Origin of the sequence: Burkholderia sola (assembly GCF_905400185.1) — a bacterium.
In the GTDB taxonomy this organism is placed as follows: Bacteria; Pseudomonadota; Gammaproteobacteria; order Burkholderiales; family Burkholderiaceae; genus Burkholderia; species Burkholderia sola.
Map to the genome: position 1 here is coordinate 2,185,119 of NZ_FR989676.1, position 26,480 is coordinate 2,211,598.

28 protein-coding genes are annotated in these 26,480 nt (G+C 68.2%); 15 read left to right on the forward strand and 13 right to left on the reverse strand.

From position 1 onward, the window contains the following. Positions 1-37: 37 nt before the first annotated feature. From KR541_RS26210 to KR541_RS26230, 5 genes are all read right to left on the reverse strand, one after another. Positions 38-475 carry a DUF934 domain-containing protein gene (locus tag KR541_RS26210; protein ID WP_050012721.1) on the reverse strand — a complete coding sequence of 146 codons (438 nt, stop codon included), beginning with the start codon at positions 473-475 and terminating at the stop codon, positions 38-40. After that, the gene (locus tag KR541_RS26215) at positions 472-2,256 is read right to left on the reverse strand and encodes a nitrite/sulfite reductase (protein WP_050012719.1); all 1,785 of its coding nucleotides are present in this window, start codon (positions 2,254-2,256) and stop codon (positions 472-474) included. Before KR541_RS26215 ends, KR541_RS26210 begins: the two co-directional genes overlap by 4 nt. Before the next feature lie 195 nt (positions 2,257-2,451). Beyond that, the gene (locus KR541_RS26220) at positions 2,452-2,841 is read right to left on the reverse strand and encodes a hypothetical protein (protein WP_050012718.1); all 390 of its coding nucleotides are present in this window, start codon (positions 2,839-2,841) and stop codon (positions 2,452-2,454) included. 95 nt (positions 2,842-2,936) lie between these two features. After that, positions 2,937-4,370, reverse strand: a complete 1,434-nt coding sequence (locus KR541_RS26225; protein ID WP_050012717.1) for an aminotransferase-like domain-containing protein — start codon at positions 4,368-4,370, stop codon at positions 2,937-2,939. 130 nt (positions 4,371-4,500) lie between these two features. Then, positions 4,501-4,746 carry a hypothetical protein gene (locus KR541_RS26230; RefSeq protein WP_050012716.1) on the reverse strand — a complete coding sequence of 82 codons (246 nt, stop codon included), beginning with the start codon at positions 4,744-4,746 and terminating at the stop codon, positions 4,501-4,503. A 137-nt stretch (positions 4,747-4,883) separates the two neighbouring features. Here KR541_RS26230 and KR541_RS26235 point away from each other — a divergent pair, with 137 nt between their 5' ends. Beyond that, positions 4,884-6,011, forward strand: coding sequence for an extracellular solute-binding protein (locus tag KR541_RS26235; RefSeq protein ID WP_050012715.1), 1,128 nt, complete (start codon positions 4,884-4,886; stop codon positions 6,009-6,011). After that, positions 6,008-7,780: a GGDEF domain-containing protein gene (locus KR541_RS26240; RefSeq protein WP_216089894.1), complete on the forward strand. Its 1,773-nt coding sequence runs from the start codon at positions 6,008-6,010 to the stop codon at positions 7,778-7,780. Before KR541_RS26235 ends, KR541_RS26240 begins: the two co-directional genes overlap by 4 nt. Positions 7,781-7,864: 84 nt before the next feature. On the opposite strand, the gene KR541_RS26245 is transcribed toward KR541_RS26240, so the two are convergent. Beyond that, complete coding sequence (locus tag KR541_RS26245; protein WP_050012713.1) at positions 7,865-8,164, reverse strand: DUF4148 domain-containing protein; 300 nt, start codon at positions 8,162-8,164, stop codon at positions 7,865-7,867. Between the two features lie 281 nt (positions 8,165-8,445). Then, a complete protein-coding gene (locus KR541_RS26250) occupies positions 8,446-8,703 on the reverse strand; it encodes a hypothetical protein (RefSeq protein ID WP_006478949.1) in 258 nt (85 codons plus the stop codon). Positions 8,704-8,925: 222 nt separating this feature from the next. Here KR541_RS26250 and KR541_RS26255 point away from each other — a divergent pair, with 222 nt between their 5' ends. After that, positions 8,926-9,822 carry a LysR family transcriptional regulator gene (locus tag KR541_RS26255; RefSeq protein WP_050012712.1) on the forward strand — a complete coding sequence of 299 codons (897 nt, stop codon included), beginning with the start codon at positions 8,926-8,928 and terminating at the stop codon, positions 9,820-9,822. 116 nt (positions 9,823-9,938) lie between these two features. After that, a complete protein-coding gene (locus tag KR541_RS26260; RefSeq protein ID WP_050012711.1) occupies positions 9,939-10,565 on the forward strand; it encodes a LysE family translocator in 627 nt (208 codons plus the stop codon). A gap of 76 nt (positions 10,566-10,641) precedes the next feature. Here KR541_RS26260 and yddG read toward each other — a convergent pair whose 3' ends face one another. The 3 genes from yddG to KR541_RS26275 all read right to left on the reverse strand — a co-directional run bounded on the left by yddG (position 10,642) and on the right by KR541_RS26275 (position 13,856). After that, complete coding sequence (gene yddG / locus KR541_RS26265) at positions 10,642-11,607, reverse strand: aromatic amino acid DMT transporter YddG (RefSeq protein WP_050012710.1); 966 nt, start codon at positions 11,605-11,607, stop codon at positions 10,642-10,644. Between the two features lie 163 nt (positions 11,608-11,770). After that, a complete protein-coding gene (locus tag KR541_RS26270; RefSeq protein ID WP_050012709.1) occupies positions 11,771-12,064 on the reverse strand; it encodes a hypothetical protein in 294 nt (97 codons plus the stop codon). A 106-nt stretch (positions 12,065-12,170) separates the two neighbouring features. Next, on the reverse strand, positions 12,171-13,856 hold the full coding sequence (locus KR541_RS26275; protein ID WP_050012708.1) for a purple acid phosphatase family protein: 1,686 nt from the start codon (positions 13,854-13,856) through the stop codon (positions 12,171-12,173). A 293-nt stretch (positions 13,857-14,149) separates the two neighbouring features. Between KR541_RS26275 and KR541_RS26280 the strand changes: the two genes are divergently transcribed. From KR541_RS26280 to KR541_RS26310, 7 genes are all read left to right on the forward strand, one after another. Then, positions 14,150-14,449 (forward strand): YXWGXW repeat-containing protein, encoded by a 300-nt coding sequence (locus KR541_RS26280; RefSeq protein ID WP_050012707.1) that lies wholly within the window; start codon positions 14,150-14,152, stop codon positions 14,447-14,449. A gap of 237 nt (positions 14,450-14,686) precedes the next feature. Beyond that, positions 14,687-15,481, forward strand: a complete 795-nt coding sequence (locus tag KR541_RS26285) for an RNA polymerase sigma factor (RefSeq protein ID WP_080334195.1) — start codon at positions 14,687-14,689, stop codon at positions 15,479-15,481. Beyond that, positions 15,478-15,897, forward strand: coding sequence for a hypothetical protein (locus tag KR541_RS26290; RefSeq protein ID WP_050012706.1), 420 nt, complete (start codon positions 15,478-15,480; stop codon positions 15,895-15,897). Before KR541_RS26285 ends, KR541_RS26290 begins: the two co-directional genes overlap by 4 nt. Continuing rightward, the gene (locus KR541_RS26295) at positions 15,894-16,397 is read left to right on the forward strand and encodes a periplasmic heavy metal sensor (RefSeq protein WP_050012705.1); all 504 of its coding nucleotides are present in this window, start codon (positions 15,894-15,896) and stop codon (positions 16,395-16,397) included. The genes KR541_RS26290 and KR541_RS26295 overlap by 4 nt, the downstream gene beginning before the upstream one ends. Before the next feature lie 231 nt (positions 16,398-16,628). Next, positions 16,629-18,023 (forward strand): DUF1800 domain-containing protein, encoded by a 1,395-nt coding sequence (locus KR541_RS26300; protein WP_050012704.1) that lies wholly within the window; start codon positions 16,629-16,631, stop codon positions 18,021-18,023. Positions 18,024-18,025: 2 nt separating this feature from the next. After that, on the forward strand, positions 18,026-19,183 hold the full coding sequence (locus KR541_RS26305) for a DUF1501 domain-containing protein (RefSeq protein ID WP_050012703.1): 1,158 nt from the start codon (positions 18,026-18,028) through the stop codon (positions 19,181-19,183). 57 nt (positions 19,184-19,240) lie between these two features. Next, complete coding sequence (locus tag KR541_RS26310; RefSeq protein WP_050012702.1) at positions 19,241-19,459, forward strand: YXWGXW repeat-containing protein; 219 nt, start codon at positions 19,241-19,243, stop codon at positions 19,457-19,459. A gap of 323 nt (positions 19,460-19,782) precedes the next feature. On the opposite strand, the gene KR541_RS26315 is transcribed toward KR541_RS26310, so the two are convergent. Further along, complete coding sequence (locus KR541_RS26315) at positions 19,783-20,979, reverse strand: tyrosine-type recombinase/integrase (protein ID WP_124630215.1); 1,197 nt, start codon at positions 20,977-20,979, stop codon at positions 19,783-19,785. Positions 20,980-21,275: 296 nt separating this feature from the next. On the opposite strand from KR541_RS26315, the gene KR541_RS26320 reads away from it, so the two are divergent. After that, positions 21,276-21,656, forward strand: coding sequence for a DUF4377 domain-containing protein (locus KR541_RS26320; protein ID WP_050014115.1), 381 nt, complete (start codon positions 21,276-21,278; stop codon positions 21,654-21,656). A 9-nt stretch (positions 21,657-21,665) separates the two neighbouring features. On the opposite strand, the gene KR541_RS26325 is transcribed toward KR541_RS26320, so the two are convergent. Together KR541_RS26325 and KR541_RS26330 are read right to left on the reverse strand one after the other, a co-directional pair. Beyond that, positions 21,666-23,054, reverse strand: a complete 1,389-nt coding sequence (locus tag KR541_RS26325; protein ID WP_050014114.1) for a DHA2 family efflux MFS transporter permease subunit — start codon at positions 23,052-23,054, stop codon at positions 21,666-21,668. Between the two features lie 91 nt (positions 23,055-23,145). Further along, complete coding sequence (locus KR541_RS26330) at positions 23,146-24,423, reverse strand: acyltransferase family protein (RefSeq protein WP_235356230.1); 1,278 nt, start codon at positions 24,421-24,423, stop codon at positions 23,146-23,148. 509 nt (positions 24,424-24,932) lie between these two features. Between KR541_RS26330 and KR541_RS26335 the strand changes: the two genes are divergently transcribed. The 3 genes from KR541_RS26335 (at position 24,933) to KR541_RS26345 (ending at position 26,173) form a co-directional block, all read left to right on the forward strand. Next, the gene (locus KR541_RS26335) at positions 24,933-25,169 is read left to right on the forward strand and encodes a FitA-like ribbon-helix-helix domain-containing protein (protein ID WP_050014174.1); all 237 of its coding nucleotides are present in this window, start codon (positions 24,933-24,935) and stop codon (positions 25,167-25,169) included. After that, positions 25,156-25,572 (forward strand): type II toxin-antitoxin system VapC family toxin, encoded by a 417-nt coding sequence (locus KR541_RS26340; RefSeq protein WP_235356229.1) that lies wholly within the window; start codon positions 25,156-25,158, stop codon positions 25,570-25,572. The genes KR541_RS26335 and KR541_RS26340 overlap by 14 nt, the downstream gene beginning before the upstream one ends. A gap of 397 nt (positions 25,573-25,969) precedes the next feature. Next, a complete protein-coding gene (locus KR541_RS26345; protein WP_006483056.1) occupies positions 25,970-26,173 on the forward strand; it encodes a cold-shock protein in 204 nt (67 codons plus the stop codon). Positions 26,174-26,480: the final 307 nt, after the last annotated feature.

Sequence of the window (26,480 nt, forward strand, 5' to 3'; positions counted from 1 at the left end):
CCGGTTCATCGTACGGGCGGCCAGCGAGCCGCCCGTTTCATTTTCCGGGCTGCGCTGCCGCGTCCTGCGGCGGCATCGTCGTTCTCGCATCGCGCTGATAGAAGCCCGGAAACCGGTCGAGCTGCCGCCGTGCGGCCGTGAGGTCGGTGTCGTCGCCGAGCACCGCGCTCGAAAACCCCGTGCGTTCCATCAGCAGCAACTGGTCGACCAGGACGTCGCCGGTTGCGCGCAGGTCGCCGGCGAAGCCGTAGCGCTTGCGCAGCAGGTAGGCCTGGCTGTATGCGCGGCCGTCGGTGAACGACGGAAACTGCAGGTCGATGCGCTCGGCCTGCGCGATGCGCGCGGCGAGCGGCGGCAGTGCCTCGTCGTTGCCGATCGTCAGCGTCGTCGCGCCGTGCTGCTCTGTATCGTCGGCATGGTCGGCCGGCGTCAGCAGCCGGATGCGTTCGTTTGCGTTCGCGATCTCGTGGTTCATACGGGTTCTTCCTGATGACGCGCGGCGTTCGCGGCGGCCTTGAACGGCTCCGTTCCGACGCGGCGCACCGTGTCGATGAATCGTTCGCAGCGGCCGTTCGCGTCGACGCGCGCGTCGAGATACGCGTTGACGATCGCGTCGACGACGTCGACGATCTCGTCCGCCGAAAACGACGGGCCGATCACCTTGCCCGGCCGCGCGGGGCCGCTTGCGATCGAGCCGTCCGACCCGCCGAGCGTGACCTGGTACCACTCCGCGCCGTCCTTGTCGACGCCGAGGATGCCGAGGTGGCCGCTGTGATGATGGCCGCACGAGTTGATGCAGCCGCTGATGTGCAGGTCGATGTCGCCGATGTCGTGCAGCAGGTCGAGATCGTCGAAGCGCTCGGCGATCGCGTCGGCGACCGGAATCGAGCGGGCGTTCGCGAGCGCGCAGAAATCGCCGCCCGGACACGCGATCATGTCGGTCAGCAGCCCGACATTCGCGCTCGCGAGCCCGATCGCGCGGGCGTTTTCCCACAGCAGGAACAGGTCGTCGACGTGTACCCACGGCAGCACGACGTTCTGCGTGTGCGTGACGCGCGCCTCGCCGGCCGAGAAGCGGTCGGCGAGATCGGCGAGCGCATCGAGCTGGTCCGGCGACGCGTCGCCGGGCGCCTGCAGGCGGCGCTTGAACGACAGCGTGACGATGCGCAGTGCCGGGTCGCGATGATCGGCGACATTGCGGGCGAGCCAGCGCGCGAACGCCGGATGACGGCTCGCCTGCGCGGACACGCGCGCGTTGGCGTCCGCGAGGTCGAGCGTGCGCGGCTTCAACCGCGGCGGGACGAACGACGCGGCGACGCGATCGAATTCGGCCTGCGGGATCGTGTGCGGGCCGCCGTCGTGGACGACGATCTGGCGGAACTCTTCCTCGACGTCGTCGATGTAGCGTTGCCCTTCGGTCTTCACGAGGATCTTGATCCGCGCCTTGTACTTGTTGTCGCGCCGCCCGTAGCGGTTGTACACGCGGACGATCGCCTCGATGTAGTTCATCACGTGCTCCCACGGCAGGAACGCGCGCAGCAGCATCGCGATCGTCGGCGTGCGGCCCATCCCGCCGCCCACGCTCACGCGAAAGCCGAGCGCGCCCGCGTCGTCGCGCACGAGCTTCAGCCCGACGTCGTGCCAGTCGGTCGCCGCGCGGTCTTCGGTCGCGCCCGTGATCGCGATCTTGAACTTGCGCGGCAGGAACGCGAATTCCGGATGCAGCGTCGTCCACTGGCGCATCACTTCGGCGAACGGGCGCGGATCGGCGATCTCGTCCGGCGCGACGCCCGCGCGTTCGTCGCACGAAATGTTGCGGATGCAATTGCCGCTCGTCTGGATGCCGTGCATGTCGACGGTCGCGAGCAGGTCCATCACGTCGGCCGCCTTCGCAAGCGGAATCCAGTTGAACTGCACGTTGGTGCGCGTCGTGAAGTGCGCGCTGCGGGTCGGCAGGCGCAACGTGCCGAGCAACGCCTGGGCGTCGCACGCGGCGCGGTAGGTGGCGTCGTCGGGTACGTCGTAGTCGCGCGCGATCCGCGCGAGCATGCGAAGCTGCGCGCTCGACAACTCGCCGTACGGCACCGCGACGCGCAGCATCGGCGCGTGGCGCTGCACGTACCAGCCGTTCTGCAGGCGCAGCGGCCGGAACGCGTCCTCGCCGAGCGTGCCTTGCTGCCAGCGTTCGAGCTGGTCGCGGAACTGGGCGGCGCGGCTGTGCACGAGCGCCCGGTCGAAATCGGTATATCGATACATGACGTGATACGCGAGAGGCGCCACGGCGAATGGCGCGCGGCGCGGGAAGGCGTTGCGACGGATGTCAGGCAACGGAAGACAGCGTAGGGAACGCGATGCGGCGCGACAAGCAGCAGATCGGAACAAAAAAGGCGCAGCAGATGGCCGGCGGGGCGCCGGCGTGGGCCGGGCATGCGCGCATGCCCGTGGCCGAGGTCATGCGTCGACGACGAGCGCCGGATCGAGCGCGCGAATGCGCTGGTCGATGAAGTAGCCGCCGCCTTCCTGGTAGCGCAGGAACAGGCGGCCGCACGCGCGACAGCGGCTGACGGCGCAGCGGTTGTACGGGAAATGGCGCGGCGCGATCGGCGCGTCGTCCGACGCGTAGCGCGTGCCGGCCGGATGATATTCCGCGTAGGTCGGCTCGGGTTCGCCCGGCGGGATGAGCGTGGCCACTTCGATCAGTTGGGTGTCCGGCAGCGACAGCGGCAGGGTCGTCCAGCCGGCGAGCGAGGTCTTCGTGCACGTGCACGGCAGCGTGACGTGCGCCGCTTCGGCCGTCAGTTTCAGCAGCGCGTCGTGATCGAGGTAAGGCAATTGGCTCATGGGCAATCGGGAAAGGGCGGCGGGACCTGCAATGTAACCCGCGTACGGATCGTCTGCATGGCCGTGACGCGGCCGGCGCAGCGCGCGTTGCGCGATCAGCCTGCCTTGCGGACCGACGGCTGCGCGACCAGTTCGCCGAGCACGCGGATCGCGCGCTCGATGTCGCGGCTCCACGGATGGCCGAAGTTCACGCGTACGCAGCGCTCGAAGCCGTGCGCGGCCGAAAACAGCGGGCCCGGTGCGAAGCTGATACCGCGTGCGATCGCCTGGCGATGCAGCTCCATCGCGTCGATCGCGTCGGGAAACGCGAGCCACAGGAAATACCCGCCGTCGGGCCGCACCCATTCGACGCCGGCCGGCAGCCAGCGCCGCAGCGCGTCGTCCATCCGGTCGAGCTGCGTGTGCAGCGCGCCGCGCAGCTTGCGCAGGTGCCGGTCGTAGCCGCCGTGCTCCAGATAGTTCGCGATGCCGGCCTGCGCGGGAATGCTGGCCGACAGCGTCGTCATCAGCTTGAGCCGCTGCACCTTCTCCGCGAACCGGCCCGCGGCGGCCCAGCCGATCCGGTAGCCGGGCGCGAGCGTTTTCGAGAACGAACTGCAGTGCATCACGAGGCCATGACGGTCGAACGCGCGGGCGGGCAGCGGATAGTCCGGGCCGAAATGCAGTTCGCCGTACACGTCGTCCTCGATCAGCGGCACGTTGCGCGCCGCGAGCAATTCGACGAGCGCGCGCTTTTTTTCGGCGGTCAGCGTGACGCCGGTCGGGTTCTGGAAATTGGTCATGAACCAGCACGCGCGGATGTCGTGCCGGTCGAGCGCGTTCGCGAGCGCATCGAGATCGAGGCCCGTGCGCGGATCGACGGGAATCTCGACCGCGCGCAGGTCGAGCCGCTCGATTGCCTGCAACGCCGCATAGAAGCCCGGTGCTTCGACGGCGACGACGTCGCCGGGGCGCGTCACCGCCATCAGGCACAGGTTCAGTGCTTCGAGCGCGCCGTTCGTGACGACGATTTCGTCGATCGGCTGCGAGATGCCGGTCGCGAGATAGCGCCGCGCGATCTGCTGGCGCAGCGCCTCGTTGCCGGGCGGCAGGTCGACGACCGTGCTCCACGGGCTCACGAGCCGCGTGGCCTGCGCGAGCGACTTCGCCAGGCGCGGCAGCGGAAACAGCTGCGGCGCCGGGAATGCGGAGCCGAGCGGCACGATGCCGGGCTGCGTGGCCGCATCGAGCACGGAGAACACGAGGCTGCTGATGTCGACCTTGCGCGTGACGCCGGCGCGGCTCGCGCGGCGTTTCGTCGTCGGGCTCGCGGCCGGCTGGGCGCCCGGCGCGACGTAGTAGCCCGAGCGTTCGCGCGCGCGGATCAGTCCCCACTGTTCGAGCAGGTAGTACGCGCGAAACACCGTCGACTGGCTGACGCCATGCTGCGCGATGATCTGCCGCAGCGACGGCAGGCGCGTGCCGACTGCAAGGTTGCCGTTGCGGATGTCGTCGGCGATCGTATGGGCGAGGGTTTCGTAGCGTTTCATCGGCGTGGGCGGAGCGCGTCGTCGCCGTGCGCGGGCCGGAGCGGCGCCGCGCCGGCGGGCGCGGCACATTGTCCGATGCGCGGCCTGAAAAGGAAAGGCGCGGGTGTGTCGGCCGCGCCGTCCCGCTGCGTCAGGCCGCGTTCGGCTCGGCAATCGGCCCGCCGCTGCCGCGCGGCGGCGGCGGCACCGGCTCGACCTTGCCGACCACGACGACGCACAGCCCGCCGGCCACCGCGAGCGGCGCCACGAACGAGCCTGTCGCGATCGACAGCATCACGTCGGTGAAGGTCGTGATGAAGATGCCCGCGAAATTGCCCGCGCAGTTCCGGATGCCGCCGCGCGATGCGACGTGCGCGGGCGTCGGCGCGACCCCCACACGGGCCCCTGTAATTGGGGGACGTTCGGCCGTGAGGCCCGCGAATATGCGCGATGTGCGGCTTGTTCCGATTGCGTGACCCTGCGTTTTATGGTCTCGTTGCGGGATATCGCATCGACTCAAAAAAGGACAGTCGGATGCAGGCGGGCGATTCACGCGGGGTCCGATTGATCAGGGGAATCGGCGCATGCGCGCGCGCCCGCGGCGCCGTGCGCATGCTGCTCGTCATATCGATGCTGGGCTGGCTCGCGCCCGCTCTGCCGGCCTTCGCCGTCTCTCCCGAAACCGTCAACGACAACGTGCTGCGCGTGCTGGCCTGGCCCGGTTACGCGGATAGCGATATCGTCAGCGCATTCGAGACGCAGTTTCATGTGCGTGTCGAAGTGACGCTGGTCGATTCCGACGAAGCGCTGTGGACGCGGATGCACAGCGCGTCGCCGCCGCCATACGACGTGCTGGCCGCGAACACGGCCGAGATCCAGCGCTATGCGCATGAACGCCTGCTCGCGCCGATCGACCTGACGCATATCCCGAACCGGCGGCGGCAATTGCCGAATTTCCAGCAGCTCGCGACGATCGGCGGCCTCGTGCAGGACGGCGCGTCCTACGCGATCCCGTTCACGTATTCGTCGATGGGACTGATCTACGACCGCAAGCAGGTGCCGGCCGCGCCGCGCTCGATGCGCGAGTTGTGGAACCCGCGCTATCGCGGCAAGGTGCTCGACTTCAACAGCGCGCAGCACAATTTCTCGTTCACGGCGCTGGCGCTCGGCTATCCCGATCCGTTCCGCCTGTCGCCCGCGCAGACGCTTGCCGTGGCCCGCAAGCTGATCGACTTGCGCCGCAACCTGCTGACGTACTACACGCTTCCCGAGGAAGCGACCGCGCTGTTCATCCAGCATCGCGCGGCGCTGATGTTCGGCAACTACGGCACGCAGCAGGTCGAGCAGTTGCGTCGCGCCGGCGCGGACGTCGGCTACGTGATCCCGGACGAAGGCGCGCTCGCGTGGCTCGATTGCTGGGCCGTCACGCGAGGCGCGCGACGGCCGGAGCTTGCCTTCGCGTGGATCAACTACATGCTCGAACCGGCGATCGGCACGCTGCTGACCGAGCGTCAGGGGCTCGCGAACACGCTCGAGCCGCGCGGCCTGGATACCGGGCGCCAGCATCTCGTGTGGCTTCAGCCCGTGGAGGACATCGCGCGCCGCGAGTCGCTGTGGAGCCGCATCGTGTCGGGCGATCGGCCGGAGCGGTTCGCAAAATGATCCGGCTCGGGCTCACGTCGAAGCTGTCGGTGCTGTTCGCGTGCATCGGCGTGATCGCGTCGGGCACGACCGGCTACTACGCGTATCGCGCCAACCGCGCGATGCTCGTGCAGGAAGCGCAGCACAGTCTGCTGATGTCGACGCAACTGCTCGGGCAGCGCTTCACGACCGCGCTCGCCGACGTTGCGGACGACGCGCTCGTGCTCGCGCAGTTGCCGTCGTCCGCGGCCGTCGCGGGCGGCGACAATGCGGACAACGCGCGACGCATGCGGCTCGAGCAGGTGTATTACAGCTTCATGAGAAATCATGCGGAATACTTGCAGATCCGCCTGATCGCAAGCGGGCATTTCGGGATCGAACGCATTCACGTGGATCGCGATGCGCGCGGCATCGTCGTGCTGCCCGAAAGCGCGTTTCAGGAGAAAGGGCAGTTCTCCTACGTATTCGATACGCTCGCGACGGCGCCCGGCCATATCTACCTGTCGCCGATCGTGATCAATCACGAGACGGGATCTCATGCGGCGCAAGGGCTGCCGATCCTGCGCGTCGGGACGCCGGTGGTCGACGCGTCGGGCCAGACGGTCGGCGCGCTCGTCGTCGATGTCGAACTTTCCCGGGTGTTCGACCGGATCGAACGCGATCTGCCGGACGACTATGCGGTCTATCTCGCGAACGAGTGGGGCGATTTTCTCGTGCATCCCGATCCGGAACAGGCGTTCGGTTTCGATCGCGGCCGGCGCGTGCTGATGCAGGACCGTTTTGCCGTCACGCGCGTGCTGTTCGACGGCGGGCGCACGAACGTGACGCTCAATGGACTCGCGCAGCCCGATCAGGCGCCGGGCCAGATGTTCGCGTTCGTGCGCACGCCGTTCGGGCACGACGAGGGCAGCCGCTTAGTCGTGCTCGGGATGGCGCGCCCGCTGGCCGACGTGCTCGCGCCGGACGGCATGCTGGGCGAACGGATCGTCAGGATGGTGCTCGTGTCGAGCGTGCTGGCGGTGATTCTCGCGATCCTGTTCGCGCGTGCGATCACGCGGCCGCTGCAGGCGCTCGCGCGCGCGGCGACGCACGTGTTCGACGATTCGGCTGCCGAACGGCTGCCGGTCGCGCGGGCCGACGAGATCGGCGTGCTCGCGCGTTGTTTCGACAGCATGCGCGTCGAGATCCGCACGCAAATGGCGATGCTGCGCGCGAAGCAGCAGGAGCTCACGCATCTCGCCGGTCACGACCCGCTGACCGGCCTGCCGAACCGCCTGCTGTTCATGGAGCATCTCGATGCGGCGATCCGGCATGCGGCCGCGGCGCGCGAGGGGCTGGCGGTGATGTTCGTCGATCTCGATCGCTTCAAGCAGATCAACGACCAGCACGGCCACTCGGCCGGCGATCGCACGCTCGTCGCGGTCGCGAAGCGGTTGAGCCAGGTGCTGCGCGGCGACGACATGGCTGCACGGCTCGGCGGCGACGAATTCATCGTGCTGATTTCGGACGTGCATTCACCGGCGGTGATCGGCGATGTCGCGACGCGCATCCAGATCGTGATGGCCGAGGAGCTGGAGTTCGACGAAGGGCGCATGGCCGTCGGCGCGAGCATCGGCGTCAGCGAGTTTCCCGCGGACGGCGCATCGGCCGAGGAGCTGCTCGTCAAGGCCGACGCGGCGATGTACGCGGCGAAGGCCTCCACGCAGTGCGTGTGCGTGCGCTATCAGGATCTGGTCCGCGGCGGCGTGCCCGACGGGACCGACCGTGCCGCATCGAGCAGCAGCGGCTGACGGCGGGGCGAAACGCGACGAGCCCGTCGCGGGACGGGCTCGTCACGGGCGCGGGCTGCACGCGCAAGGCGCGCAGCGGCACGCTTAGTGGCCGAAGTAGACCGAGTCGCGCGGGCTGTGTGCGCGGCCGACCGGTGCGCCGCCTTCGACGGTCGCGGCGGGCTGCGCACCGAAGCCGCTGTTGTCGATGCCCTGCACGCGGGCTTGCGCGGCCTCGAGGTCGGCCGGGTAGTGCGGGCTCGCCTGGCTGGGCTTGTAGCCGGCCTTTTCGAGCTGGACCAGTTCGTTGCGCACTTGGGCGCGGGTCACGGTGCTTTGCGCGAATGCGCCGAACGAGGCGGACAGGGCGACGGCGGCAACGACTGCGGAAACGAGCGATTTCATGATGACCTCCGATGTTTATTGGCTTTCCGCGTTCGACACCATGTCGTCAGCGGTTGATTACATCGTAGGCGTCGGCTCACCTAGGGTAAACGTGACTTTCAGCGAAAGATCGTTGCTTTACGGGTAATAATTCGACGCAAACGCGATCCGTCCCCATGCTGTATTGCGAGAATGGCAAGCAATCGCGGGAGAAGTGGGGGCGGGGGCTGGGGCCCGCGCCGGACGGTAAACGACGGGGCGAAGAGCTCACGGTGGAACCGCAGGGCGACAGCGCTGCCGGATCAGACCCCGTCGTCGTCGATTTCCTTGCGCTCGCGACGTTCCTCGTTACCGCGGCGCGCGCGCAGGCGCTGGCGCGACAGGACGGCGATTACCTGCTGGGTCGGCGCGCCGGACGGCAACTCGTTGCGGATGCGATCGGGCACCATCGGCAGGCCCGCGCGCTGTCGGCGCAGCGCCTTGGCGATCGCGCGGCGGCATTCGTCGCCGTGGCAATCCCATTCATCGCGGATTCTCTGGCAATAACGACATTGTTCCATCCGAATAGTCTAACGCGTCTTCGGGAATGGAGCAGGGCGTGGCGCCGGCCGGATGACGCGCTGGGCGGTCGACGGCCCGCGGTACAGGCGCGTCGCAGCTTTCGGAACCCGTGTGCGATCCCGCTCGCGCCCGACGTATGACCATCGAACCGGTTCAATATAATTCAACAGAACTGGCCGCCTCATGCGCGGCGTGCATATCCCCGAACGAAAGGAAATCCGATGACGCTTGCCCAGTTGCAGGCCCTGGCCGCCGTGGTCGAACTCGGCTCGCTGACGGCCGCGGCAGACCGGCTCAGCCGCAGTCAATCCGCGATCAGCCACGCGCTGACGGAGCTGGAGGACATCACGCAGGTCAAGCTGCTCTGGCGCGACCGGCAACCGGTCGTCCTGACGGCGGCCGGCGAACGCCTGTGGCCGTATGTCCAGAGCGTGGTGCGGGAAGCGCAACTGCTGCGCCAGCAGTTCAGCCTGTCGCGCGGCAAGCTCGAAGGGAAACTGGTGGTCGCATCGCTGCCCAGCGTGTCGCTGGCGTTCGTCGTGCCCGCGCTCGAGGCGTTGAAGGACATGCACCCGGGTGTATCGGCGGTGCTGCTCGAAGGGACGGACAGCGAAGTCGAAGGGTGGATCGACGACGGGACGGCCGACGTCGGCGTGGTGGCCGGCACGAAGACGTTCGCGCACCACCTGCCGCTGCTCGACGAGGATTTCGTCGCGGTCGCGGCAGACGATCTGTTCGCGAGCCGCAAGAGCGTGTCGGCCAGGCAACTGGCCGCGGCGCCGTTCATTTTCTCGAAGGCGGGGTGCGGGCCGGTGATCGCGGATTACTTCGCGCGCGGCGGCGTGCCGCTTCGGGCCGCGTTCAACGTCGTCGAGATGCGCACGATCCTGTCGATGGCGGAGGCCGGCATGGGCGTGTCGATCGTGCCGCGCATCACGCTCACGTACACGCCGTTCGGCGGCCGCGTGCTGGCGCTGTCGCCACGGCTGCATCGCTCCGTGCGACTGGCGTGGAATACCGCCGGCAATGCGGTTGCCGATGAGTTCGTGCGGCTCGTCGACGCGCAGCGTCCGAAGGCCGAAAAGACGATCCGGACGCGCGCGAAAAAGGGCAAATAGCGAGCGGCGAACGCGATGAACGGCGCTCATGGGCGACGTGCAGTTTATTCATGCTGACGATGGCCGGGATGCAATACATTGTTCCTACCTCGTCATCGATCCCGAAGGAGTGTGCCGTGCCGGCCCCGCCCATCCTGTTTGCGTTCGGACTCGTGTCGCTCGGCATGGCGCTGACGCCCGGACCGAACATGATCTATCTGGTGTCGCGCTCGATCTGCCAGGGCCGCCGCGCCGGGCTGGTCTCGCTCGGCGGTGTCGCGCTGGGATTCGTGTTCTACATGGTGTGCGCGGCAGTGGGCATCACCGCGCTGCTGATGACCGTGCCGTATGCGTACGATGCGCTGCGCGCGGCCGGCGCGCTGTATCTGGCCTACCTCGCATGGCAGGCGCTGAAGCCGGGCGGGCGCTCCGCGTTCCAGGTCCGGCAGTTGCCGCACGACAGTCGCGTCAGGCTGTTCATCATGGGCTTCGTCACGAACCTCGCGAACCCGAAGATCGCGGTGATGTATCTGTCGTTGCTGCCGCAGTTCATCGTGCGGGGGCACGGCAGCGTGCTCGCGCAATCGCTGGCGCTCGGCTGCGTGCAGATCGCGGTGAGCGTCAGCGTCAACGCGCTGATCGCGTGCGCGGCCGGTTCGATCGCGGGTTTTCTCGCGGGACGGCCGCGCTGGGCGGCGGTTCAGCGCTGGCTGATGGGCACGGTGCTGGCCGGGCTGGCCGTGCGGATCGCGCTGGAATCGTGAAGCTAGCGCGCGTCGATCAATGGTTCCGGGAATCGCCGGCAGCGATCCGGCGTTGTGTCGACGGCACCCGGCATCGTCACCCTTGGCAATTGCTCTTCGCTCCCTTGGCGATCGGCACGGGCTCGGTCGTGTCACGACGCCGTCCGCGCGTCGCGAGCCAGCAAAGGATCGAGCCGCCGCACACCATCGACGCGCCTTGCCAGAATTCCGCCGACAGCGGCGCGTGCAACAGCGTCGCGGCGAGGGCGGCGGCGAGCACCGGCGTGAAGTACGATGCGCCGACGATGACCGTCACGTTGCCGTGCATGATGCCGGTGTTCCAGGCCGCATAGCCGAAGCCGAGTGCCGACGCCGCCAGCACGAGATACGCGACCGCACGCAAACTGAACGTCATGCCGCCACCGCCTTCGATCGCGAACTTGATCCAGAGCACCGCGGCGACCAGCATGAAGAACGGCGTCACGCCGTTCTTGCCGTCGGCGATGCGCGCGGTCACCGTGCAATAGGCGGCCCAGATCAGCGCGCCGAAGAACGCCAGCCCGTAGCTCAGCGGATTGTCCGCGACGTTGCGCAGCATGCCGGCCGGATCGAGCCCCTGGTCGCCGCCGAGCACCCAGCAGATGCCGAGCATCGACAGCAGGACGCCGGGCACGACCAGCAGGTTCGCGCGCTGCTTGTTGAACACGATGGCGGCGACGAGCGTGAGGCTCGGCCACAGATAGTTGACCATCGCGACTTCGACCGCTTGTCGAGCGTTGCTCGCATAGCCGATCGACAACGACAGGCACACCTCGTACGACACGAACAGCAGCCCGCCCCACAGCAGATAGTTTTTCGGGAACCGGCTCAGGTCGGGGAAGCCGATCGAAAACAGCAGAAGCACGGACGCCACCGTATAGATCATCGCCGCGCCGCCGGTCGCGCCGAGGTTTTCGCTGACCCCGCGCACGAGCGCGACCACCGACGCCCATAACAGCACCGCGCCGAGCCCGACGAGCGTTGCGTTGTTCTTGCGTTTGATGTTTGCTGCCTGTTTCAACATGCTGATTCGATTTCGGATGATTCGGGTCGGCTCGCGCATGCCGTCATCGCGAGCAGCGATACAAAACGGAGATTTCGCCGGAAGCGCGCATTTTACGGGGGCGCAGCCGTCGCGGCGATTCAGCCGGACCGGCGTGTCCGGTCGATTCGGTCGTGCGAGCCGATCACGCGTCGTCGATACGCCACGGTGCACCGATTTCCGACAGCGCACGTCCGATCGAATCGAGCATCGCGTTCCGCGTCGGGCCCAGCGTCGTGACAAGGAGGAAACCGGCTGCTTCGATCGACAGATCGATGAGCGGCCAGCCGTTGGCCGCATCGCGAATTTCAAGCCGTCGTTCGTGTGGATCGACGTCGATGTCGATGTCGACGTCGCCATGCGCTTGTCGCAGCACATTGGCGATGGCGTCGAATGCGTCGGCCGAAGGGGGCGTGTGAATGCGGTATTCGAAACTCATCTGCGTGGACCGGTGTGCGAGGCGGGCAGTCTAACCCGCGCCGTGCTTCCCGTCCGTCGACTGTAACGCATCGGGCGCCCACCGCAGCGGGCGCCCGATGCGTCGATCACCGCTCGCGCCGCTTCTTGCTCAGCTCGATCGTCTCGAACAGCTCGTATTGCGCGGTCGGGTGCTGGTCGGCGCCCGGCGCGTGGTAGTAGCGCATCGTGATCGTCGTGTGGCCGCCCGGCTTGCCCGGATCGTGATCGAACACCGCGATCCCGTAGCCGGTGCCCGTATCGCGGCGTGCGGACCAGATCGCATCCTCGAGCGCATCGGCCGGCTGGCGCACGAACGTGTTCGGCGCGGTGCCCGGCACCGGCCGGTTCGGCTTCGTGAATACCTTCGCCTGCGCAAAGCCGGTCGACGGGTTTTCGCCGTACACGTCGAGCGGCGCGCTGGTGCCGCCGCCGCCGAGGATCAGGTGGATCGTGCCGTGGCTCGTGTCGAACTTCGTGCGGTCGGGATCGTTCGAGCCGACCGGGCGCGGCTGCAGCGTCTCGACCACTTCGCCGGTCTTCGCGTCGACGCCCGCGCGGTGATTGCAGCCGCGCACCGGGTAGCTGCGCTCGTAGTCGTGATCGTGGCCGCACAGCACGAGATCGACGCCGTAACGGTCGAACAGTGGCAGCCACGCTTCGCGAATGCCCTTGTCGGACCCGTTGCCCGTCTTCGACGAACTGAGCGCGTCCTGGTGCATCTGCACGACGATCCAGTCGATGTCGTCGTCATGCGCGGCATGGCGCAGCGTGCGTTCGAGCCAGCGCGTCTGCTCGCCGTTGCTGTAGCCGCGCACGTAGAACGACGTGCCGGGCTCGATCGGCGGTCGGCCGGTGCTCGCGGCCGGCACGAGCGGCGCGGGGCCGCCGACGAACGCGGCGGCATCCTGGTACACGACGTCGTCTGCGTCGAGCGACACGAACAGCACGGAGCTCACGCGGAAGCTGTACCAGCGGCCCGGGAAATGCGTGCCGTTTTCCGGCAGCGTATAGCGTGCGAGGTACGAGTCGAGCCCTTGCGGGCCGTTGTTGAACTCGATCTCGTGATTGCCGGGGCACGGCATCCACGGGCGATTCGCGGCCGACGTCTGGTTGTTGTTGCCGAAATCGCGCCACACCTCGGGCTGGTGCGCGGGGTTCAGGTTCGCGTAGCAGAGGTCGCCGTTCAGCAGGTGAAACAGCGGCTGGAACTGCTCGACGGCCTGCACCGCGAAGCGGCTCTGCGGCGACGACAGGACCCACGCACCGTTCGGCGTCGCGAGATCGCCGTAGCTCGTGAAACGGAACGGCGCCCGGCCGCGCGGCGCGGTCGAAAAATTCGCGGAGAACGGCTGTGCGGCGTTGCTGTCGTTGTCGGCCGTGATTTCGTAGCGGTAGCGTGTGTCGGGCTTCAGCCCGTGCACGCGCGCGTGATACGCAAACACGGTCTCACCGTTCAGGCCGTCGGTGTACAGGCGCTGGACGCCGTGCACGGTGCGCGGCGGCTCGCCGTCGGCGACGATGCGCGCGCGCGGATTGACGGCCGCGGCGAGCGATGCCCACGAGATCACGACTTCGGACGTCGGGTCGTTGCCCCACGTCAGGTGAACCTGTTCGGGCGTGCCGTCCGGATTCGACGCGGCAGCGCGGGCGGCCGCGAGCCCGCCGGCGGCGGTGGCGAGGCCGGAGACGCCCGCGAGTTTCAGGAAGCCGCGACGCGACACGGAAGCGGCCGGCTCGTTCGGCTGATCAGGGGAGGTGTCCTGGTTCGACATGGTCGGTGTGTTCGTTGATGGGACGCGAGAGGGGAGCCGCACGGCCATGCGCGAGCGCGGCCGGGGCGTGGGCCGGAAACGAGCGGGATCCCGGTCGCATGCATTGTCGAAGGGCAGTTTTGCCGCGTTGTGACAGTTCGCAACCCGGCGTGTGCGCTGGCCGATACATAGGGCCCCGCGCCGCGCGGCCTCCGTGAAAATTATTCGCCGATGTCGCGACGGATTTCTCCCGCCTGCTCCGTTTAACGCATGAACGACCGCTTCCGGTCAATGCCATTACTTCGGAGTCTTTCATGAAACTTTCTGTTCCATTGCGATGGGCTGCCGGCTGCATGGCTGCGTTCGCGACGTCCGCCGTATTCGCGCAGGCCGTCATCGTCGCGCCTTTTGCGCCGCCGCCGCCGCGCGTCGAAGTGATGCCGGCGCCCCGGGCGGGCTACGTCTGGGACCAAGGGCACTGGCACTGGCGGCAGGGCCGTTACGTGTGGATTCCGGGCCACTGGCAGATCGTGCGGGTCGGTTACCACTGGGTGCCCGGGCATTGGGCGGCGCGCGGCCCGGCCTGGCGCTGGGTGCCGGGCCACTGGGCCTGACGGGCCCTGACGTGCACGCCGCCGCGCGTCGAAGCGATGCGCGCGCGGCGGATTCTTCATGCAACCTCATGAGTCGAAGCGATGCTTTTTCGAACCATCGTGATACTGGCGGCCGCGGCCCTCGTGCTGGCCGGCTGCGTCGTGGTGCCGGCCCGTCCGGTGTATTACCGGCCCGCGCCGGTCGTCGTATATTGAGCGCGCCGGCCGACGGTCGCGCGGCCGGCAGACAGGATCGACATGCGGCGCGAACCGGATGTCGATGAAACCGGCACGGCCGATGCCGTGTGCGACGCCTGGCGCGACGCGCGCGGAGATCCCGAACCATCGGAACCGTCGGCATGGCGCCGTCCGGCGATGGCCCGACGCATGCAAGGAGAGCACGACGATGAGCTTCAGCCGGGCGGCGGGTCCTTCTGCCGTGACAATGCGGCGCCCGCGCGCCGCGCAACGGAGCAGGCGGCGTTGAACGATCGCGGCGACCGCGATCCGGACGCGGAACTCGTCGCGCGCGTCGGCGCACGCGATGCATCGGCGGTGCGCGTGCTTGTCGCACGCAAGCTGCCGCGGCTGCTCGCATTGGCGACGCGCATGCTCGGCGACCGGAACGAAGCCGAGGACGTCGCGCAGGAGACGTTCTTGCGAATCTGGAACCAGGCGCCGCGCTGGCGTGAAGGCGAAGCCCGCTTCGACACGTGGCTGCATCGCGTCGTGCTGAACCTGTGCTACGACCGGTTGCGCAGCCGGCGCGAGGAGCCCGGCGACACGCTGCCCGACGTGCCCGACACGCAGCCGGAGCCGGCCGTGCATGCGGAACTGCGTTCGCGCGACGCGCGCGTGCGGCAGGCGCTGGCCGCGTTGCCGCCGAGGCAGCGGGAAGCGCTGGTGCTCCAGTACTATCAGGAAATGTCGAATGGGGAAGCGGCCAACCTGATGGGCATCACCGTCGATGCGCTGGAAAGCCTGCTCGCCCGTGCGCGGCGCAACCTGCGCGCGCAACTGGCCGGCGACCCACCTAGCGAGGACAAGCGATGACACCCGAACGATTTCGTACCATCGTCGCCGCGTATGGCTCGGACGCGCGGCGCTGGCCGCAAGCCGAACGCGCGGCGGCCGAAGCGTGGGCGCACGCGCATCCGCGCGACGCACTGAACGCGCTCGACGAGGCCGCCGAGCTCGACGCGTGGCTGATGCAGGATACGGTGGCGCCGCCCGCGCCGGCGCTGGTCGAACGTATCGTCGCGACGGCGCCGCCGCCGCAACGCGCGCGCCGCCGCGGCCGCGTGTGGTGGTCGGGCGCCGCGTTCGCAGGCGTCGGGCTGGCCGGCGCGCTGGCCGGTGCGGTGGCCGTGTCGATGCTGATGCTCGGCAGCGCGCCGATCGCGCAACACGAACCGGGCTACCTGACGACGACGTTCGGCGGCCCGAGCATCGACGGAGCCGACGAATGACCGAACGCGGCTGGAAATTCACCCTCATCGGCTCGGTCGTGCTGAACGTGTTCATGCTCGGTGCGATCGGCGGCGGCGCGTATCAGTGGTTCTCGACCCATCGCGACCTGCACGCGGCCGGCACGCCCGCATCGCGCACCGCGTTGCGTTTCGCCGCGGATGAATTGCCCGATGCGCGGCAGCGCGAGTTCGCCGCCGCGCTGAAGGCGGCGCGCAAGAGCGGCCGCGATTTCGCGCGGGAAGGGCGCGACGGCCGGATCACCGTGCTCGACCTGCTCGCGGCGCCGCAACTCGATCGGGCGGCGATCGATGCGGCGCTCGACCGCACGCGCGCGGCCGACACCGCGATGCGGGCGCAGATCGAGCGCAGCGTCGTCGATTTCGCGGCGACGCTGACGCCCGACGAGCGCGTGAAGTTCGTCGACGGCTTGCAGCACAGCGGAAACTGGCGTCTGCCGCCGAGGCTGCAGAAGAAGCCGGACGCATCGGCGAGCGAGTAAGCCGAATAAACACCGCGCGCGCGGGCGGCATGCAATCTGCGTGTTGCTCGCGCGTCATGCGTGTGCCGCTTCCGATGAATCGCGCGGTCGTTATCCATCGACAACGCACGCCGCCGCGCTGCGAGACTTTCGCCCGGCGTTTCCCCGATCACAAAAAATATTTCCCTTCCCGCGACGGATTTCTTGGTGTGCTTGCGTTGAACGTGAGTATGCACCGCAAGAGAGCCCGTCATGGACCACCCGAACGACGCCACACCGGCCGCGATCGCGCTGAACCGCTTCGGTCTCGGCGCGCGCGCCGACGAAGCCCCGCCCGCCGACCCGAAGGCCGCATTGCTCGCCCAGTTCGACCGCTACGACGCAGGGCCCGCCCCATGGGCGAGCGAGCCGGACGCGATCATGCTCGCCACGCGCTTCGCGAACACCCGCAACGCGATGACGAGCGACGACCCGACCGCCAAGCGCGCAACCGAGCAATCGATTCGCCGCGACGGCTACGACGCGTATCGCAGCGCCGTCGCCGCGCGCATGAACAGCGCGCTGACTACGTCCGCGCCTTTTGTCGAGCGTCTCGTGCATTTCTGGGCGAACCATTTCGCGGTATCGGTCGACAAGGGGCAGGTGGCCGCGTACGCGGGCGCGTTCGAGCGCGACGCGATCCGCCCGCACGTGCTCGGCCGTTTCGAGGACATGCTCGTCGCCGTCGAGCAGCATCCCGCGATGCAGGTGTTCCTCGATCAGGCGCGCTCGGTCGGCCCCGACAGCCCGGCCGCGCTGCGCGCGCAGGCACGCAATCCGTCGGCGAAGCGCGGGCTCAACGAAAACCTCGCCCGCGAGATCATGGAACTGCATACGCTCGGCGTGCGCACCGGTTACACGCAAGCCGACGTGACGGAATTCGCGCGTGCGCTGACCGGCTGGAGCATCGCCGGCGGCCGCGGGCCGCAACCGGGCGATGCGGCGCCCGGCGCATTCGTGTTTCGCGCGAATCTGCACGAACCGGGTTCACGCACGGTGATGGGCCGCACCTACGATCAACCGGGCGAAGCGCAGGGGCGCGCGGTCCTGCACGACCTCGCGCGATCGGAGGCGACGGGCCGGCACATCGCGTTCCAGCTCGCCCGTCATTTCGTCGCCGACACGCCGCCGCCCGCGCTGACCGACCGGCTCGCGCGCGCATTCGACGCGAGCGGCGGCGACCTGCCGACCGTCTATCGCGCGCTGGTCGACGCGCCCGACGCGTGGTCGCCGGTCAACCGCAAGTTCAAGACGCCGTGGGAATGGGCCGTATCGACGCTGCGCGGGCTCGGCTGGCGCGACACCGCTGATCTCAAGGCCGCGCCGCTGCTCGCGCAGCTCGGCCAGCCGGTGTGGCGCCCGGGCTCGCCGGCCGGCTACGACGACGTCGCCGCGAGCTGGGCGGCGCCCGACGCGCTCGTGCGCCGCGTCGAGATCGCGCAGCGTCTGGCCGCGCGTACGGGCGACCGGCTCGATCCGCGCACGCTGGGCAACACGCTGCTCGCCGGTTCGATGAGCGCGCCGACCGCGACCGCGGTCGCGCGCGCCGAAAGCGCGACGACCTCGCTCGCGCTGCTGCTCGTGTCGCCCGATTTCCAACGGAGATGACCATGACACTGTCCCGCCGACAATTCCTCCGCGTGGCCGCCGCCGGCGCGGGCGCGATCCTCGTCGCGCCGCGGATCGTGTTCGCGAACGTCGAGACCGACCGGCGCTTCGTGTTCGTGATCCAGCGCGGCGCAGCCGACGGCCTGAACATCGTCGTCCCGTATGCGGAGCCCGCGTATGCGTCGCTGCGCGGCCCGCTCGCGATCGACGCGGCGGCCGCGACGCGACTCGACGGCACGTTCGCGCTGCATCCGTCGCTCGCGCGGACCGCGCAGTTGTACCGAGACGGGCAGGCGCTGTTCGTCCATGCGATTGCGTCGCCGTATCGCGACCGCTCGCATTTCGACGGCCAGAACGTGCTCGAAACGGGCGGCCGCGCACCGTACCAGGTGAAGGACGGCTGGCTGAACCGGCTCGCCGCGCTGCTGCCGGCGACGCGCGACAACGCGATCGCATTCGCGCCCACCGTGCCGCTCGCGCTGCGCGGCACGGTGCAGGCCGCGTCGTATGCGCCGTCCGGTTTGCCGGCCGCGCCGGACGATCTGCTCACCCGCGTGTCGGCGCTCTACGAAGCCGACGCGCAGCTCGGCCCGTTGTGGCAATCCGCGATGGAAGCACGCGGCCTCGCCGGCGACGCGCATGCACGGCAGGACCCGGCCGGCGTCGGCAAGCTCGCCGCGACGTTTCTCGCGCGCGACGACGGGCCGCGGATCGCGATGATCGAGACGGGCGGCTGGGATACCCATAGCGCGCAGAACGCGCGGCTCGCGAATCAGTTGAAGGCGCTCGACACGATGCTCGCCGCGCTGCGCGACGGCCTTGGACCTGCGTGGCAGCAGACCACGGTGCTGGTCGCGACCGAGTTCGGCCGCACGGCCGCGGTGAACGGCACGGGGGGCACCGACCACGGGCAGGCGTCGGTCGCGATGCTCGCGGGCGGCGCGGTTGCCGGCGGGCGCGTGATCGCGGACTGGCCGGGGCTGCGGCCGGGCGACCTGTACGAAGGGCGTGACCTGAAGCCGACCGCGTCGCTCGACGCGCTGATCGCGGGCGCGGCCGCCGACAGCCTGCGGCTCGATCCGCGCCGCACCGCGTCCGCGTTATTTGCGGAAAGCGGCGCGACACGGCCGATGAGCGGCCTGATTCGTGGGGTCGCGTAACGTGGCGCATGCCGCGCGCGGCCCGATCAACCTATTACACAACAGGGAGAATCGACATTGAAGATCCAATCCGTTTCGCTGGCCGTGCTGGTGAGTGCGAGCGCCATGCTGATGTCCGCCTGCGTAGTCGAGCCCGTGCGGCCGCCGCAGCCCGCGCCCGTCGTCGAGGTGGCGCCGCCGTCGCCCGCACCCGGCTATCGCTGGGCGAAGGGGCATTACCGGTGGGCCGGCAATCACTGGGCGTGGGTGCCGGGGCATTGGGTGGCCGTGTACTGACACGGCAAGCGCATCGACGTGCTGCTGTGCGGCGAGATCGACGTGCCGGCCACAAGCGATCGTGCGAAGTGCCGCAGCAACGGCGGTCTCGGCGGGCTCGACCTCGTACGCTGAGCGGCGCAACGCAGCCTAGGGCGTGTTCACGCTAATAACGGGTTTGCGAACGTGCCTTTCCGCCCGCAGTGCAAGGAGTAAGGAGCGCCGTTTGGCCGTGCCAAACAAGCGACGCACGACGCCGCAATGTGGGCGGAAAGGCACGTTCCCCTGTTTGGAAAAATTCATTCGCGGGGCCAGCGCAAACCCGTTATTAGCGTGAACACGCCCTAGTCCCACCCGATCCGGTGCTTCTCCTCCGTCTCGCGATGGCGCCAGTCGTCGTCCGCGTGAAGATACTGGCTCGTCGTCGTGAGCGATACATGGCCGAGGTTGTCGCGCACGAGCCGCAGGTCGACGCGGCCATCGGCCATGTGCGAGCCCGCGCTGTGACGCAACCAGTGCGCGGATGCCTGTTCGAGCACGCGCGCCGCCTGCTCGCCGGCCTCGCCATTCGCACGTAGCCGGTCGGCCGCGTGCCGGAACACCTGCTTCACGATCCGGTGCAGCGCCGCACGCGTGAGCGGCTTGCGCGTCTGGCCGACCGGCAGCACGAGCGGCGTCGGTTCGCCGTCGAGCGGCAGCGCGGGCAGGCCGTGCGCACGCCGGTAGCGCGACAGCTCGGCCATCATCTCGTCGGTGGCCGGCACGAGCCGCCGCCGGCCGCCTTTGCCCGTCACGTCGAGCCACCAGCGCGCGTGCCCGTTCGCGTCGCGCCGGCAGAAAAATTGCCCCATCGTCGTATCGGCCGCTTCGGTGATGCGCAGCCCGCCGAGATACAGCAGCGTGAAGAGCCACCGCGCGCGATCCGCATGGAAGCATGCGCGTGCATCGTCGCGCGGCATCGCGGCGATTGCATCCTTCACCGATTGCCACAACGGCTGCCCGAGATGGCGCGTGACGCGCGGCGCGGGCCGGCGCTGCCGCTGACGCGACAACGCGAGCGGGTTGCCGGCCAGATAGCCGGCCTGCACGAGCCACGAGAACATCACGTTCAGGATCACCAGCGCCTGCCGCTGGCTCGCTGCCGACAGCGGCCCGTAGAACGGCCGCCAGCGCGGATCGTCGCGCGGATGCTTGCGGCCGCCGTTCGCGCACCATAGCTCGGCCGGCGCGGGCGCGAGCAGGAACTGCCGGTACACGACGAGATCCTCGTGCGTGAGCGACGACAGCGGCTTGCCGCATGCGATCACGGCCCACAGCAGCAGGCGTTCGGCTTCCTTGCGGTAGTTCTGGAACGTGGTCGGCGTATCGACGAAGCGCGCGAGCCACGCACGCACGGCGTCGAGGTCGTTGGTCGCGGCGATCTGCGGATGCGCGCTGCCCGACCGATTGGTGCCTGAGCGTCCGTCGAGCGCGGCCGGCACGGTCAGCGTATCGATCGGCAGCGGGCGGAGTGCAGTGTCGGGCGAAGCGGATGCGGTCATGCGAAGGAAACGCGCTGCGCGAATCGCACGGGCGTGGCCGGGCGCACGACCGCAGCGCACGAAAGCGTATCGGGAAGCGCCGATGGTACACGATCACCATACGGTGAAGCCGCCGTCGACAGCGATCGCCCGGCCGGTGACGAAGCGCGCGGCGGAACCGGAACACGGTAACGTATCGGCTCGCACGCGACATCCGATAAACGACGGCAGTCGAGCACGTTCAGTAAGGTGTTTGTGAACCTTCTCACCGGGCGGTTCGTCTAATTGGCCCTCCAACGCTCGCAGAGGCATACCAGATGATTCACAAGATTCGAACGCTGCTCGGCGCGGCCGTCATTGCCGGCAGCACGCTCGTCGCCGGATGCCAGACCGACGCCGCTGCCATCGCGCCGAGCGCGGCGCGCCCGGCCGACGGCACGCCCGTGACGAAGACGGTCTATGTCGCGCCGCAGTCCGCGCGCTGCACGGGCGTCGCGCCGGCGGAGTGCCTGCAGGTGCGCAGCAGCCCGAGCGAGCCGTGGAGCCTGTGGTATGCGGGAATCGAAGGGTTCGCGTACCAGCCCGGCTACCTGTACACGCTCGAAGTCGACGAATACCGCGTCGCGCGGCCGCCGGCCGACGGTTCGTCGATCCGCTGGGTGCTCAAGCGCGTCGTCGAGCGCAGCCAGGTGAACTGACGGCCGCGATCACGCGGAAGGGCGCGCCGCCGCACCGGCCGGCGGCGCGGCCGTATCGATCCGCCGGAACACGACCGACGACAGCAGCGTCACCGCGCCCATGCACGCGAACGACAGCATGAACCCGTGCGCCATCGAGCCCCGATAGGCAGCGAACAGGTTGACGAGCCCGCCGCCGATCGACACGCCCAGCCCCATCGCGAGCATCTGCATCATCGTGAACAGGCTGTTGCCGCTGCCGGCATCGGCATGCGACAGCCCCTTGAGCGTCACGCCGTTCATCGCGGCGAACTGCATCGAATTCGCCGCGCCGAACACGATCAGCAGCACGCCTTCCAGAACAGGCGCGGGCCGCGCCGACACCAGCGCGAATCCCGCGATCGCGAAGCCGACGATCCCCGTATTCACGACCAGAAACGCCGCATAGCCGAAGCGCTTCACGAGCGGCGCGATCCAGCGTTTCGCGACGACGCCCGCGATCGCGGCCGGCAGCATCATCAGCCCGGATTGCAGCGGCGTATAGCCGAGCTGCACCTGCATCAGCAGCGGCAGCAGGAACGGCACCGAACTCGTGCCGATCCGGCACAGCAGGTTGCCGAGCAGCCCCGAGCCGAAGTTCGGCTCGCGGAACAGCCCCAGCCGGAACAGCGGCTGAGTGCGGCGCCGCGCGTGGGGCAGGTACGCCAGCGCGCTCGCCAGCCCGAGCCCGGCGAGCCCGGTCGCCCACGCGGTGCGGTGCGCGGACATCGGCGGGTCGATCGCGAGCGACAGCGCGATCATCGCGGCCGACAGCAGCGCACAGCCGACGAAGTCGAACGGCGGCGGCTGCGTCGCCTGGTCGTGCGGCAGGTAGCGTTGCACCGCGATGAAGCCGATCACGCCGACCGGCACGTTGACGATGAACACCCAGTGCCACGAAATCGCCTGCGTGAGCCAGCCGCCGAGCGTCGGCCCGACGATCGGGCCGAGTTGGCCGGCGATCGACACGAACGCGATCGCCGCGACGTACTGCTCGCCCGGCACGCGGCGCAGCACGGCGAGCCGCCCGATCGGCAGCAGCATCGAGCCGCCGATGCCCTGCACGGCGCGCGCGACGACGAGCTGGCCGAGCGTGTGCGACGCCGCGCAGCCGATCGACGCGACCACGAACACGAGGATCGCGACCGAGAACACGCGGCGCGTGCCGAACCGGTCGGCGAGCCAGCCGGAGGCCGGCGTGAGCATCGCCATCGTCAGCGTGTAGACGACCACGACGGGCTGCATCGCGAGCGGCGACGCATGCAGGCTTTGGGCGATCGACGGTAGCGCGGTGTTGACGATCGTCGTATCGAGCGACTGCATGAAGAACGCCGCGGCGACGATCCAGAGCAGCGCGGAATGTGTGGGTTCGCGGGACATGGTGAAATCGGTGGTACGGAAGACGGGCGCCGGCGCGGGGTCGCGCGGCGGCCGCCGGGCCTCAAGCGCTCGATGGTACCGATTCCGCCGGTCATCGGGAAGCGGTCTCGCCGACCGCATCGAGGGCATGTTCGTCGTCGGCGGGACGCTGCTCGACGTGGCGCAGGCGCGTTTGCGCGGTCGCGCGGCGTGCCGCGCGTGCGTCGTGGCGCTTGGCGATGAACGGATGCTCGACATAGCGGTAAGTCAGCAGCGAACACAGGACGGCAACCAGCGCGCATGCGAGCGCGAGCGCCCAGATGCCGGAATCGCCAGCCGAATTGATCGGGAAAACGAACTTGTTGAACGCATGAATGATCATGTACACGATCACCATGTGGATCATGTAGATACTGAAACTGGCGGTGCCGAGCAGCGCGAGCGGCCGGGTGTCGAGCAGGCCGTAGAACGTGTTCCCGCTGGCGATGCAGAGAAACACCGGGAGCAGCGGCAGCGCGCCTTCGATCGAATAGCGTTCGGCCGGGGACGGCGACATCGCGAGGATCAGCAGCGCGACGGTCGCCGCCGGTTTCGTCGCGAGCCGCGCGCGGATCGCGGGGTGCCGCGACACCTCGTAGGCCACCGCGCCGAGCGCGAACAGCAGCGCCATGCCGCCGGGCGGCCCGAACAGCGCCGCGCACGCCGTGACGATCGCGAGCGCGAGCAGCTTGCGCCACGCACGTGTGGCGACGAACCAGGCGAGAAACGGAACGGCGACGTAGAACCGCCATTCGTAGGCGAGCGTCCACCAGACGCCGCTCAGATACGGCGTCCGCTCCGCTCCGTTGATCGGGAACGCGCCGAACCAGCCGAGCGAAACGGTCTTGAGCAGGTCGGCCAGCAACTGCGTCGGTGCGCCGACGGCGTTGCGGGGAAACCAGTAAAGCGTGCAGACGACGATGACGGCCGCGTAAAACAGATAGAGCGGCGCGACGCGTCGCACGCGTCCGACGAAGAAGTTCCGCACGTCGAGCGCGCCTCGGCATGCGCGTTCCCAGAACAATAGCCCGGTGACCATGAAGAACATCGCGACGGGAATCGTGCCGAGATTGCGCAGGAAATCGGTGCCGGCACCCCAGACGCCGGTCGACAGCAACGCCTGGTTGCACGCGAAATGATGGAAGACCACGGAGACGGCCAGCAGGCCGCGGAAACCGTCGAGATTGCGATAGCGCATCGACAGCGACTTGTCGACGGCCGACCGGTAGAACGGCACGTGTCGCGCGACGAGCCACGCGATGATCGCCACGGCCGCAACGCATGCCGGGAAGTAGAGTTTGTCGGGTGTCGGGGAGAACAGGGTTTCCAGAGAGGGCGTAACAAAGTCCACTGAAGAGCGTCTCGTGTCTTGGATCGGGATGTCAGGCACGGATGGTCGGATGGTCCGCGTCGATGCAAGGTCTTCTGCGCGCTTCGCACGGCTTTCGATCGCCGGTCTTGTGATCCGATGGTATCAAACGATTGCGAGCGTCGCGGGCGATGTGGCGGCCCGTTGTGCAACACGATGTTTCAGGGCGAATCGATGCGGGCGCGTACTCGTCGTGCTGGTCGCCTGCGGGGCTCGCCTCGCAAATCCTGTTCCTCGCCGGTCGGACATTCGTCGTCGTCAATGGCACGCGACTGGCCATTCGGCCGGCTTCCCCGTCGTCCGGCGCGGGCTTACCTTGAGCGACAGCAGTTCGATGCGTCGGGCCAGCGGCGGAAGAAGGGCGGATTCCTGCCGTCCGTTGCCGCTGGTCTACGCCGACCCGGGATCCGTCCGGTCCTGAAGGTGATAGCAATGCTTGCAATTTACCTTCATGGCGCTATCATTGATAGCAAATCTGGATGGAGGTACTCATGGCAAATCTTCTGGTGCGTAACGTGGATGACACTATCGTTCAAAGCCTGCGCGAGCAGGCCGCGGCTAATGGCAGGAGCGCCGAGGCCGAACATCGAGCCATTCTGGCCGAAGCGCTCGGCCGACCGAAGCGGCGCACATTCGCGCAAGTGCTGATGAGCATGCCGGAGGTGGGCGAAGACGCGGATTTCCAACGTGTTCAGGATTCAGGCGAGGTCACGCGTGTTTTTGATTGATACGAACGTCATCAGCGAAATCAGGAAGGGCAGGCGAACCAACCGCGGCGTGCGGGCGTTCTTCAGGCAGGCCGAAGCCGAAGCGAGCCCGCTTTACCTGTCCGTCGTGACGGTGGCCGAGCTGCGGCGCGGCGTCGACCTGATCCGTCATCGCGGCGATCACCCGCAGGCGTCGGCGCTCGAGGCCTGGATGGCGATGATCGTGTCCGGCTATGCGCCGAACATCCTACCGGTCGATATCGAGATCAGCCAGATGTGGGGGCATTTGCGCGTGCCCGATCCGACGCACGAACTCGACAAGCTGATCGCGGCCACCGCACTGATCAATGATCTGACGGTCGTCACGCGCAACGTCGACGATTTCGCTCGCACCGGCGTTCGGTTGTTGAATCCGTTCGACTAGCGCCGGGGGCGGGCTCGATGCCGCGTGCGACGCATTCGCTGTTCGCGCCGGGCACCATGGCGCTGTAGACCGACATGCTGGGTTTGTGGTGGTGACACGAATCGGAGCCGCAGTAAAAGCGGGCGGTCAGCAAAGAACGAGGGATGCATTCAAACGGGCTGTGTCGACTCAAAACCTCCGTCATGGAACGCGTCCGAAGCGCTCGTGCTTGTGCGCCGCATCAAAATAACTTGACGAAACGTCCGGTACCGCGTAGTGTCCGAGACCGAAGTCATCAAGAAGTCCGATTGCTCATCATTGGCCGTACACCGTGCGGCAGTCGTTGGTCTCTCCCTCTTTGATTCTTTCTGTGCCCGTCGCGGGCGCATGTTCAATTATTTGTATTAAGGAAGTATTTGTGGATACCGGTACCGTCAAGTGGTTCAACGAAACCAAGGGCTTTGGTTTCATTTCCCCGGACAACGGCGGCGACGATCTGTTCGCCCATTTCTCCGAAATTCGCGGCACGGGCTTCAAGACCCTGGCCGAAGGCCAGAAGGTCAGCTTCGAAGTGAAGCGCGGCCCGAAGGGTCTGCAAGCGTCGAACATCACGCCGCAGTAAGCCGCATCGGCAGCGGTCGCCAAGCGGCGGCCGATGCCGAATGGAGTATCGCGCGGGCGCCGCATGACGGCGGCCTGTGCGTTCCGATGCGCACGACCGATGCATCGCGACATTCACGATGCATCGGTCGTGACGCCTCCCTCATCGCATGCGTGAACCGCATGCGACGCAACGCCCTCGCGAAGCGCACGTCGTTTCGCGAGCGCATCACCGCTTCAACGCATCAACCCGAGCAGACCGCCGCCATGCCGTAGCTGGCGCGGTCCCGACTTGCGCGGCGCTGCTGGCGCCGCAGCCACCGACCGCC